Origin of the sequence: Streptomyces sp. NPDC057565 (genome assembly GCF_042801455.1) — a bacterium.
Taxonomy (GTDB): domain Bacteria; phylum Actinomycetota; class Actinomycetes; order Streptomycetales; family Streptomycetaceae; genus Streptomyces; species Streptomyces yanii.
Genome location: NZ_JBHVFU010000078.1, coordinates 1 through 10,982, shown reverse-complemented (window position 1 = coordinate 10,982; position 10,982 = coordinate 1). Strand labels below are relative to the sequence as shown.

The following is a 10,982-nucleotide window of genomic DNA, read 5'->3' as shown; positions in this document are numbered from 1 at the left end:
GAACCCCTGGCGGCGAATCCCGGCAGCTCAATAGCAGCGGTGAGCCGGAGCACCGACAAAATTGACATCTTCTGGACCGGGCGCGACGGTGCGATCAACACCCATTTCTTCAGCGAACAAAAGCCCTGGGTCGAGCACCACCCTTTTACAGTGGTCGGCGGTGGGTCGCCCCTCGCCGCAGCGGCTGGGAGTGCCGTCGCGAGCGTCAGCCGCGGGCACGACAAGATTGACTTGTTCTGGGCTAGCAGCGCCGGTGCTGTCAATTCGCTGTGGTGGACCGAGGCCGATGGATGGGGCCCCAGACATCGGACCGCTTTCGGGCTGGCCGGCGGGGGCCGCTGGTACCCCACCCTGGTCACGCTCGCCGACGGCCGCGTCCTGGCTGCCGGCGGGCACCCAGCCCGCACCGACAGCCGACATTGGAACAACACGCCGGAGATCTACGACCCGGCCCACGACACTTGGACGATCCACCCAGCTCTTGGTGATCTGTTGGCGTTCGTCCAATACCCTCGGATGCATGTGCTGCCCGATGGCAAGGTGTTCTGCGCAACCCCGCTTGTCAGAGTGGCGGCGGGTCAGCTCGGGTTCAGCATCACATACGACCCCGACACCGATGAGTCCTCCCAGGTCGCAGCCCTCGGCGATCCGGATTACCTAGCGCCGGTCATCGCCAGCAGTATCGACACCACCTCCGTCCTGCTGCCGCTGCGGCCGTCGAAGAACTACGAGCCGAGCGTGTTGCTTTGTGGAGGCGCAACGCCGCGCCGCATCGACCTCGCCGATGAGAGGCCGGCATGGAAGACCACCGGTACGCGGCCGCTGAACGGGCCAAGGTACAACCTCAACGCTGTGCTGCTCCCGAGCAGCGAGGTCTTCATCAGCGGCGGTGTCGCTAACAAGGAGGATGACAACACTCGGGTCCGAACCGCCGAGATGTACCACCCTGACAGCAACACCTGGGATCGGCTGCAGGACGCGACGGTTGTCCGCAACTACCACTCGGTGGCACTGCTGATGCCCGATGGGGCGGTGTGGACAGCTGGCTCGAACATGAACGGCAAGCCTGGCACCGACACCCGGGAGCTCCGCATCGAGATCTACAAACCGTGGTACTTCGGCCGGCAGCGACCGCAGCTCATCTCCGCCCCGGAGCGAATGGCCTACGCGCAGGAGCCGGAGGATGCGATCACGGTCGAGGTAGCGCGTGCGGATACCATCAAGGAGGTTTCGGTCATTCGCACCTCATCGACCACGCACGCCTTCAGCTCGGACCAGCGCTACGTCGAGCTCTTGTTCAGCGTCGTCGACGCCCAGCACCTGCTCGTCATTCCACCGCCGGCGGGTGGGATCGCTCCCCCCGGCGTGTACCTGATGTTCATCCTCGACAGCGCCCGCGTTCCTTCCCATGGCCGATTCATCACCATCGCCTGAGCGTAACTCCACCTCACCGGCGGTTCCCGTCGAACGAGGGACTTGAACAATCGGCGGCACCCGTGGCCGCAGTTCCGCTGCCCGGGGGCGGTTCGACCCGCATGCCCCCGTTATGACAGTGACGAGAGGGGGCGCGCTGCCCTCACACTGCGTGGCGATCGGGGGACCCATTCGCCCTTGCAGACTATTGCTCGCCGCCAGCAGCAAGGGCCGGCTCACGACACCTCCGACCCTGCCGCCGATCCACTGGGCCGCCGAAGCATATCCGCAGTCCCCTCGCAGGCTCATGCGCTGCCCGGCAAAAAGCCGCCAGTCCATCAACTGATCGACCCACAGGCCCGACACATCCTGAACTGCGACATCCACCGCTTCCGGTGCGTAAAACGCGCCCTATCGCCAGTCGCTCGAACTATCCCGGCTCGTGCTCCTGACGCTCTCTGACCGACCTGCCCGAAAGGGCCCGAGACCTGTGGACAAGTGGAAGAGCTGGACAGACCAGCGGCCACCCCATGCCCGAATCCACAGCTCAGCCTCGACACAGCCTGCACGACCCCGAAACGATCACCCGGGAATCAAGCCGGTGGATCCGGGATCAGCCCTCATCATCCCGGCGGATCTCCTGCTCTTGGCTCTTCCCGTGTGAGCCAGTCCCGGTGCGTCCCCGACAGCAGCTGCCCAGGTGCCGAGATGCGTGGCCTGGCCGCCGGACGGCCATTGCCGCCCAGCCACGGTCGGGCCCGCCGCACATCCCACACCAGGTGTGCAGCGGTTTCGACCGCGCTGCCCGCGACGAACAGGTGACCAACCGGTACGGACATCTGGCCTTCGAGGCTGTGACCCGGCCCGTACGGGGCTGCCGTCTCGTGCTGGCCTCAGTTGGAGCCTACGAACCGCACCAGGACGCAGGGCGCCCGCTCGCGGGCGAGCTGATGGGCTCACCGCGCGCTGCCGCACGGCACTTCTGCGAAGCCGCCGTCAACCTCGCGATCGCGGCTAGCCGTGCAGTCGACCCGAACCGGCCCCACGCGGACAGCCCGACCGTCTTCGTCGCCGACTTCCGTCCCTGACCCGCACGCCTTCCCGGGCCCGCTCCTGGCTGTGACTGGCCGGAGCTGGGCCCGGCTTCTTTCCCGAGCCCTGCTCCCTGGTGGGTTTGCATGTTGCGCGGCTAGCTCCCTGCCGCGCCATGGTCGTGTTCGCCGGGGAGCAGCACGCGGATCCCCCTCTCCCGCTACTGCTGCGGCCCTGGTGCCCTCTATTCCTTCGCCGTGCCGCGCTTAACGCGCCACGGATGCGACGGCCCTGCCTCTCTTGCCTCTGCCGGATGACGAACAGCGCCCCACGGCGGGTGTTTCACCAGGAGATGTTCATGTCCGATTCGCCCCAACCCGCGCCCACCGAGGTCCTTGCCGCCTTCCGGGCCGTGTTCTGCCAGCCCGGCGTCGGCGGCGATGACTGGGACCCCATCGACACCCTGCGCTGCACCCGCTGCGGACTCCTGATCCGGGCGGGCGCCGACGCGAACCTCACCGACCTCAACACCTCCGCATTGGAGCATTCATGCCTGAGTACCCGACCGTAAAGGCCATTCTCCCCAAGCCGGTTGCCACCATGCGCGACGACCTGCTCGAAGCAACTGGGCAGACCGCCGAGGTCCACCGCACGTCACCGCTGCACTACGTTCTGCGGCTGGCCAGCGAGCGGGTCGACCTCACCATCACCTGGCGGCGCCACCACAGCGGCGCCTGGAGGTGGAACACCTCGACGCTCACCGTGGATGGCACCCCCTGGGAACTGGCCCGCGACTTCGACGACTTTGTGTGCATCTGGAACGACCCTGAAGTGCTGTCCCGCCCGGGCAGCCGCTCGGAGATCCCCGAACTGACCCCGGTGAGCGATGAAGCCCAGCTCCCCGACGTGGTGCGCCGGGCCCTCGACAACATGCGGGAGGCCGTCCGGCGCAAGGGCACCGGCAGCGTCAACGCGTTCGCCGCAGCCACCGAAAGCGGCTACACCGTCCAAATCAGCGGGCCCAAGGGCACACTGCACCTCCATTACACCCCCAGCCGCCGCTCCCCGGGAACCTGGACCCTGGCCCCGAGCCACGCGTTCCGGATGTACGACACGAACGGCATGGACTGCACCAGCAAATTCGGCGGAAACCTGATGACCGTCATGGCCGACATGTTCGGACTCAGCGCCGCTCCTGCAGTGCCAGGGCAGACCGGCCACGCCCGCCAGGCCAGCGTGAACAACTCAGTCCAGGTCCGTCGCCACACAGTCATCCGCGTCTGACACACGAACCACCGTCCCCTCGGGGCCGCCCAGCCGCCGCATCCGGCAGTGGGGCGGCCCCTCGGCGTTCGCGAGACCGGTCCCGCGCACCACCGGCCTCTCGAGCTACCGGGCCTGGCCCACCGGAACCGGGTTCGTGTCCCGGGGTTAGTGTCGTCTCGCGTCCCGTTGACCTGGGAGGGAACGGTGTTGCGCGGCTAACTCCTTTTCCTGTCAAAGTCGTTCACGTCCCGCCCCATCACCCCGCCCCGCACATACAGGCGGTGGGTGTGACTGGGCGGTATCAGATCCAGTACTCAGTCAGAAGGGACACACATCATGAACAAGGCACAACTCGTCGAGGCGGTCGCGGGTAAGGTCGGCGGCCGGCAGGCGGCCGCCGATGCTGTCGACGCCGTGCTCGACGCGATCGTCCGCGCCGTGGTTGCCGGGGACCGCGTCTCCGTCACCGGGTTCGGCTCGTTCGAAAAGGTCAACCGCCCAGCCCGCTACGCCCGGAACCCGCAGACCGGTGAACGGGTCCGCCTAAAGAAGACCTCGGTGCCCCGTTTCCGGCCCGGGCAGGGCTTCAAGGACCTGGTGAGCGGTTCGAAGAAGCTCCCCAAGCACGAGGTGTCCGTGAAGAAGGCGCCCAAGGGGAGCCTGTCCGGTGGGGGAGCCAAGCCCAGGAAGGCGACCGCCCTCCAGGCCCCGACCACGAAGCAGACCACCGGGGGCAGCCTGCCCGGATCGGCCGCCGCCTAGAAACCCGGCGACAGCCCCGGATCGCCTGCCCGGCCCGCCCGTCGAATACCCGACGGCCCGCTCCCGTCGCCCGACGGGAGCGGGCCGTTGCCGTTCCGGCGAAACCCGCCGCGCCTCGCTGCCGTCCTGCTTGGTGTAGGGGTTGCCGTCCTAGTAGTGCTTGGTCAGGTCGGGTGTGGCGGAGCGTGTCTTTTGGGTGCGGAGTGTCGTTGTTGGAGTGTGACTCCGGAAGAGATTGCGTCTGTGCGTGGTGAGTTGGAGGACTTTGCTGCGGAGGTGTTCGAGCCGTTCGCGCGGAACGATCAGCGTCGGTGGGGGCAGGTCTACCTGCGGGGGCTGTTGACCGACGGCAAGCGCAAGTCGGTCGAGCCGATGGCTGCTCGACTCGGAGAGGACGGCAACCGGCAGGCGCTGGCCCACTTCGTCACCACCAGCCCGTGGGATCCGTCCCATATCCGGGCCCGGCTGGCCTGGAAAATGGACGTGGCGATCCGGCCGAAGGCACTGATCTTCGATGACACCGGGTTCCTCAAGGACGGCAACGCCTCGGCGTGTGTTTCGCGGCAGTACACCGGCACCGCGGGCAAGGTCACCAACTGCCAGGTCGGCGTCTCGCTGCATCTGGCCTCGGATCATGCCTCGGCGGCGGTCGACTGGCGGCTGTTCCTGCCCGAGACCTGGGCGCCCGGGTCCGCGAAGGCCGACCCGGACAAGATCGCCCGACGCACCGCGTGCCAGATCCCCGACGATATCGGGCATGTGGAGAAGTGGCAGCTCGCGCTCGACATGCTGGATGAGACCCGCTCGTGGGGGATCGAGGTGCCGCTGGCCGTCGCGGACGCTGGATACGGCGATGCGGCGGCGTTCCGCCTCGGCCTGCAGGCCCGCGGCCTCAACTACGTCGTGGGCATCTCCACCACGTTGTCGGCTCAGCCCGGCGAAGCCGTGCCGGTGACCGAGCCATACAGCGGGAACGGACGCCCGCCGGTGGCGAAGTACCCGGACAAGCCGCAATCGGTCAAGCAACTGGTCACCATGGCCGGCCGGAAGGCGGCAAAGCCGGTGCAATGGCGTGAGGGCTCCCGGCCCGGCACCGGCCGCAGTGGCTTCAAACGGATCTATTCACGGTTTGTGGCCTTGCGGATCCGGCCTGCCGGACGCGAGATCCGGCAGGCGGTCCAGGGGCCGCAGCTGCCGGAGTGCTGGCTGCTGGCCGAGTGGCCCGCCACCGAACGCGAACCGGTCCAGTTCTGGCTGTCCGACCTGCCCGCCGACACCCCGCTGACCCCGCTGGTCCGGCTCGCCAAGCTCCGGTGGCGCATCGAGCACGATTACCGGGAGATGAAACAGGCCCTGGGGCTGGCCCACTTCGAGGGCCGGACCTGGACCGGCTGGCACCACCACGTCACCCTCGTCTCCGTCGCACATGCCTTTTGCACCCTGCAACGACTGGCCAGAGCCCCAAAAGACACGGCGCCGGCCTGAGCCTCTACCAAGTAGTCCGCGAACTGCAGTTCCTGCTCGCGGTCTGGACCGGCGCCTGCCCCACCTGCCACCGCGACATACCAGCACTCGCACCGACCTGACCAAGCCCTACTAGTGCCGCATCAAGCAACGTTTGCCCTGTCGACCACCTCGCGTAGGCGTTCGTCGGCGGCATGCTTGTTCCGCCAGATGACGTAGCGGCGGACCATGCTGCCCTGTTCTTTGTGGCTGGCGTGGTCCGTCCCGTCGAGTGCGAAGTAGCGCAGGGCGGTGAACTGGGCCTCGATGCGGTTCAGCCAGGAACTGTTGGTCGGTGTGTAGGCGAACTCGACGTTGCTGGCCTCAGCCCAGTCGCCGACTCGGGTGTCCTTCTTCGTGGTCAGGTGTGGGGAGAAGTTGTCGAGCACGATCGCGATGCGGATCTTCGGTGGGTAGAGGCTGCGCAGGTAGCGGCAGAACTCCAGGAACCTCGTCCGGTTCTTCTTCGGCTTGATGTGGCCGTAGAGCTGGTCTTTGGCCAGGTCGTAGGCGGCGAACAGGTGCCTGACCCCGTGCGGGCGGGTGTAGGTCGCCCGTCGGCGGGGCCGGGGATCTCGGTTGGGGTCCTTGTGTCTGCCGCCGCGTTCGGCCCAGTGCCGGCCGGGGTGGGGCTGGAGGTTGAGCGGGCCGAACTCGTCGACGCAGAAGATGACTTCGGGCTCGTCTTCCTCGGGTATGACTTCACCGTCGGCGATCGCGTAGAGGTGTTCGACGCGGGCCTTCTTGGCCGCGTAGTCGGGGTCGCGGGAGGTCTTCCAGGTCTTTATGCGTTGAAATGAGACGCCCTCGTCGCGGAGGAGGACCCGAAGGCCCTCGTGGCTGATGTCGTCGACCACCCCCTCGGCGACCAGGAAGTCGGCCAGCTTGGCCAGGCTCCAGGTCGAGAACGGCAGGCCGTGCTCGGCCGGCTTGGACTTGGCGATCTTCTTGATCTCGCGCCGCTCGGGCAGCATGAACGTTCTTGGCCTTCCACCCTTGTACTTGGGGTAGAGGGAGTCGAAGCCGTCGGCGTTGAAGTTGTGGATCACGTCCCGGACCCGGTCCGCGCTGGTGAACGTCACCTCGGCGATCTTCGCCACCGGCATGCTCTGCGCGGACAGCAACACCATCTGGGCCCGCCGCCAGGTCACCACCGACCCGCTGCCCCGGCGGATGATCCGTAGCAGGCGCTTCCCCTCGTCGTCATCGATCTCGCGGACGCGTACTCGCTCAGTCACCAGCACAGCTTCCCTGCCGCGCGCTGCCGACGCCTGTCATTCCGTTGGCGTGCCGATCCGCAGCCGGTTGCCGTCAGGGTCGCGCAGCTCGATCTCACGCGCCCACGGAGCGTCCTTCGCCTGTACACCGAACTCGGAAGCGATGGCCTCGACATCACGAATGCGGAGGTAGACCAACGTGTCGGGGCGGGCGTCGCCCTTGTGCTCCGACAAGAACAACCGCACCCAGCCCCGGGCGACCTCGACGAACGCGGGAAGCCCCGGTTCGAAGCGGTGTTCCCACTGCTTGGCGAAGCCCAGTCGCTCGTACCACGCGACCGCCGCTGCAGCGTCCTCGACGCGAAGAATGGGAATGACTTCCTCGTCCATGTAGCCCATCGTCTCAGACCACCCGGCAGGGCGAACGTTGCCTGCCGCGGCACTAGCCGTGGGCCGCGTCACGGTTCACCCGCCGGGTCGGAGCCCCGCCCGGCCCGTGACCGCTTGAGTTCCGGGAGACCTGATGGTGAACACACTGGTGTCCGGCCCCTTCACCGTGGAATGGACGTACGACGACTGCGGCGAGAGCAACGAGTTCGTAAGCTCTGAGACGTACACCGCCCCCGAGGCCGAGGCCGAGGCCAGGCGGCGAAAACCGCTCGAAGACGGTGCCCACGACGTCGGGATCCGCCCCGTCTGACCCCGCTGCCGTCCTTCTCCGTCTGATGGCCCGTTCCCGCTCCTTGCGGGGTCGGGCCATTTGTCGTGCCGGTACGAGCGGTCACAGCAACCACCACCGCTTCGGGCCGGGCGGGCCGCCCGATTCCGGTCGGGGCGCCGTGTGTTGCGGGGCTAACCCCTCACTGGGTCACCGTTGGTTGTGCCGGGCCGCACCCCGCGTAGTCCCCCCTTTTGCCGCGCCCCGTGCGGTCCGGCATCCCACCGCCGCCCACTCCGGCCCCATGACTGTGTGAAGGAGCCCCACCATGACCACCGCGTCGACTCTGATAGCTGTCCCGTTGCTCTCTACTGCCCGTGCCGCTGTGGAGACGGACCGTCAGGTCCGCCGGTTGTACGCCGTTGCGTACACCGTGTCCCGGATCGGGCGCCTGCTGACCAACCCGAACGCGACCGCCGACCGTGTCACCTACGCCACCACTCGGATCGCCCGGGCAGTGGCTGCTGCGCGCCGGCTGCTCGCTGTTCCGGGCGTGGCCGACCATGAGGAGACCCGGGAGGCGATGGGCCGTATCGAGGCCGCCGAGCGCCGTCTGACCGCCCCCGAGACCCGGCTGCTCGTCATCGCCAACGCCGCCCGGGAAGCCGCCGACGAGGCGGCCGATGACCGGTGCCTCCTGCTCTACCGCGATATCGAACAGCGTTCCCGCTACCTGGTGCGTGCCAGCAACCGTGGACGCTGGAACCGCCACGAGTACGACGCCTGCACCGCGCTCCAGCACCAGGCCACGCAGTACCGCCTGATCAGCACTGCCGAGCACGCGGCCCGACAGGACGAGCCCGGCCTCCCGAGCCTTCCGGCCTACATCGAGCGGAAGGCGGCCGCCCGTGCCACCATCCGCGCCCGGTGCGCCCCCGGCATCCGCTGCGAGCGCTCGCCGTGCCTCACCTACGGTGCGGTGTGGGTCGAGTACGGGGGAGCCCGCTGGTTCCTATGCGAGAGCTGCATCCCGGCCGAGAACGCCGACCTTCTGGCCCGCGGCTTCGATCCCGGTATCCGGCTGGTCCCCGGCGGGCTGCCCACCCGTGCCCGCTTCTCCGTCCGTCTGTACAACGGCACCGGGAAGGGCGGCAAGACCGTGGACTGCGACAACGCGCAAGAGGCGCAGTTCGTAGCCGAGACGGAGCGGCCGTTCAACAACACCGGCTACCAGATCCAGGTCCGGCACGAGAGCCGTCCGACCGTCCGGCCGTCCGCCGGAACCTGATCCCCTCCGACGCTCACGGCTCGTTCGCGCATCCCGCGCGGACGGGCCGTCGTCGTACACCGGCCACACCCAGGCGCCACACCCCCAGGCCCGTCCCCGCACCCCTCGCCCGTTCGCGTATTCCGCGCGGACGGGCCGTTGCTGTTTCCGCTGCGGTCCGGTGGTGACGCCGACGGGTCGTATCCCGCCGCCCGCGCGGCCGCGTCTGCCGCTACAGTAGACGGCTCTTGTCCTCCTGATCACCGGAACTTTGGTGTCCATACCCACTGGGCGAAGAGCCTCGGATACTGGCGTGTTACGCGGTTCCAGCACGCGTGGGCCTTCTGGCCGCTGCTGACAGCGCGAAGGCGGTACGCGGGTCCCGGGCTTCAGACTCCCACTCCGCATATCTGGGGACTTGCCCTAATTTAATGCGAGGGGAGCAGGCGATAAATTGATTTGTCTGTGTCTCGAACAAATATCTCAACCTCCCCGAGTGCATTCCGTATAGCCGAGATCTCGCCGGCGCACTGCAAAAGGTGACCGGAACCCGCTGGGCCCGGCCATGGGCGCCACCCCCCAATGTCGACGCCGCTTGTGAAAGTGGGCGCGTTCGGGGCCGTTTGGATGAGCCTGTATATCCAGGCGTTGTTGTGTCCACGGACGAATATCTCCATGAGTCCAGCACTGTTTCGAGCAGCTGCGACCACGCCGTCCATCGGCCCTCCCTCTAGCTTCTCCCAGCCGCTGCTGTTCCAGCCACCTCCTTCCTGCCACCGGTGGTACACGTTGTGGTCACTGTAGACAATGAAGACGTGCAGGCTTCGGTCCTGGTTTTGACCAATCGAGACGTTCCACGGGATGAACCCGTCCTCTGTAGGCTGTCCCAGCGGCTGCCATCCGTATGCGTTCCAACCGTTGCTCGGAGCGGTCTGCCAGCGGTGATACACCCCTTTGGCTCCGGCGCCTCGAACGAAGGCCTCTAGGCAGTGCGCCCCATTCCAGGCGACCGCGACGTCGCCCACTATGGCCCCGCCCAACGATTGCCAGCCGTCCGCGTTCCAACCGTTGCTCGGAGCTGTCTGCCAGCGGTGATACACGGCGTTGTCGCTGCCGCGGCCGAAGACCTCCTGCCGCATGTCCTGGTTCGAGGCCACTATGAGATTGCTATAGATCACTCCGCCCAACGGATCGATGCCCCAGCCACCCGCGTTCCAATTTCCCGCCGGGGCTTTCTGCCAGCGGTGATAAACTCCGCTGTCGTAGCCGACACCGAAGATCTCTAGGCGCCCGTCCGCGTTTCCCCCAACGGCAACCTCGCTCCGACATACTCCACCCAGCGGCTCAACCCCCCAGCCGCCATCATTCCAGCCGTTATCTGATCCTCCGTGCCAGCGATGGTAAACGGATCTGTCGCCGCCAATGGCAAATATTTCCAAGCGCCCATCCATATTCCGGCCAACGCCTACGTCGCTGTATGCCTCACCACCCAATGACATCATGTCTACGTGGGACATTTCCCGCTCCTTCATCTGACTGCGGTCTGTCTGGTTCAGATGGGCATGAGTAGGCGGTGAATGCCCCCCAGGGTCGCATTTCGCGTGGTCGCGGTATGAACACCAGCGCCTTGTAGTCAGGCCAAGATGTACACCGAATGAGCGCTGCAAGACGTGCAATTGCGATCGTTCGACCGGCCTCAGGGCGTGGTCGCTGCAAGCCTTCCTATGGTGTATTCATTTTATATCGGGCATGTCGATCTGGCGCGCCAACTAGTGTCTTGTGATTCCGTCAGCATTACTTGATCTTGTGTGGCAGGGTCTCTTGGTATGGAGCTGTCCGTGGAACAGGCCGCCGAGTTGCGGGC

General features: G+C 66.8%; 10 protein-coding genes and 1 pseudogene. 8 read left to right on the top strand and 3 right to left on the bottom strand.

The window, feature by feature from the left end; genetic code table 11:
• From ACFU8W_RS47170 to ACFU8W_RS47145, 6 genes and pseudogenes are all read left to right on the top strand, one after another.
• Positions 1-1,434, top strand: a 1,434-nt coding sequence (locus ACFU8W_RS47170; RefSeq protein ID WP_384051930.1) for a galactose oxidase-like domain-containing protein, incomplete at its 5' end; no start/stop codon positions are given.
• Between the two features lie 758 nt (positions 1,435-2,192).
• Positions 2,193-2,501, top strand: coding sequence for a hypothetical protein (locus tag ACFU8W_RS47165; RefSeq protein ID WP_384051928.1), 309 nt, complete (start codon positions 2,193-2,195; stop codon positions 2,499-2,501).
• Between the two features lie 302 nt (positions 2,502-2,803).
• Complete coding sequence (locus ACFU8W_RS47160; protein ID WP_384051926.1) at positions 2,804-3,016, top strand: hypothetical protein; 213 nt, start codon at positions 2,804-2,806, stop codon at positions 3,014-3,016.
• Positions 2,995-3,729, top strand: a complete 735-nt coding sequence (locus ACFU8W_RS47155; RefSeq protein ID WP_384051924.1) for a hypothetical protein — start codon at positions 2,995-2,997, stop codon at positions 3,727-3,729. Before ACFU8W_RS47160 ends, ACFU8W_RS47155 begins: the two co-directional genes overlap by 22 nt.
• 318 nt (positions 3,730-4,047) lie before the next feature.
• Positions 4,048-4,470 (top strand): annotated as a pseudogene (locus ACFU8W_RS47150) (HU family DNA-binding protein); the annotation flags it as partial.
• A 222-nt stretch (positions 4,471-4,692) separates the two neighbouring features.
• The gene (locus tag ACFU8W_RS47145; protein WP_384051922.1) at positions 4,693-5,958 is read left to right on the top strand and encodes an IS701 family transposase; all 1,266 of its coding nucleotides are present in this window, start codon (positions 4,693-4,695) and stop codon (positions 5,956-5,958) included.
• 122 nt (positions 5,959-6,080) lie between these two features.
• Here ACFU8W_RS47145 and ACFU8W_RS47140 read toward each other — a convergent pair whose 3' ends face one another.
• Positions 6,081-7,214, bottom strand: a complete 1,134-nt coding sequence (locus tag ACFU8W_RS47140; protein ID WP_384051920.1) for an IS630 family transposase — start codon at positions 7,212-7,214, stop codon at positions 6,081-6,083.
• Positions 7,215-7,250: 36 nt separating this feature from the next.
• Complete coding sequence (locus ACFU8W_RS47135; protein ID WP_384051918.1) at positions 7,251-7,583, bottom strand: glyoxalase superfamily protein; 333 nt, start codon at positions 7,581-7,583, stop codon at positions 7,251-7,253.
• A 133-nt stretch (positions 7,584-7,716) separates the two neighbouring features.
• Here ACFU8W_RS47135 and ACFU8W_RS47130 point away from each other — a divergent pair, with 133 nt between their 5' ends.
• Together ACFU8W_RS47130 and ACFU8W_RS47125 are read left to right on the top strand one after the other, a co-directional pair.
• Complete coding sequence (locus ACFU8W_RS47130) at positions 7,717-7,893, top strand: hypothetical protein (RefSeq protein WP_384051916.1); 177 nt, start codon at positions 7,717-7,719, stop codon at positions 7,891-7,893.
• Between the two features lie 286 nt (positions 7,894-8,179).
• Entirely contained in the window at positions 8,180-9,139 is a 960-nt protein-coding gene (locus ACFU8W_RS47125) for a hypothetical protein (protein ID WP_384051914.1), read from the top strand.
• 407 nt (positions 9,140-9,546) lie between these two features.
• On the opposite strand, the gene ACFU8W_RS47120 is transcribed toward ACFU8W_RS47125, so the two are convergent.
• Positions 9,547-10,635, bottom strand: coding sequence for a hypothetical protein (locus ACFU8W_RS47120; protein ID WP_384051912.1), 1,089 nt, complete (start codon positions 10,633-10,635; stop codon positions 9,547-9,549).
• Positions 10,636-10,982: the final 347 nt, after the last annotated feature.

Coding starts and splice junctions, on each gene's coding strand:
- ACFU8W_RS47160 (WP_384051926.1), top strand. CDS start 2,804: ATGTCCGATTCGCCCCAACCCGCGCCCACCGAGGTCCTTGCCGCCTTC.
- ACFU8W_RS47120 (WP_384051912.1), bottom strand. CDS start 10,635: ATGTCCCACGTAGACATGATGTCATTGGGTGGTGAGGCATACAGCGAC.
- ACFU8W_RS47130 (WP_384051916.1), top strand. CDS start 7,717: ATGGTGAACACACTGGTGTCCGGCCCCTTCACCGTGGAATGGACGTAC.
- ACFU8W_RS47125 (WP_384051914.1), top strand. CDS start 8,180: ATGACCACCGCGTCGACTCTGATAGCTGTCCCGTTGCTCTCTACTGCC.
- ACFU8W_RS47155 (WP_384051924.1), top strand. CDS start 2,995: ATGCCTGAGTACCCGACCGTAAAGGCCATTCTCCCCAAGCCGGTTGCC.
- ACFU8W_RS47135 (WP_384051918.1), bottom strand. CDS start 7,583: ATGGACGAGGAAGTCATTCCCATTCTTCGCGTCGAGGACGCTGCAGCG.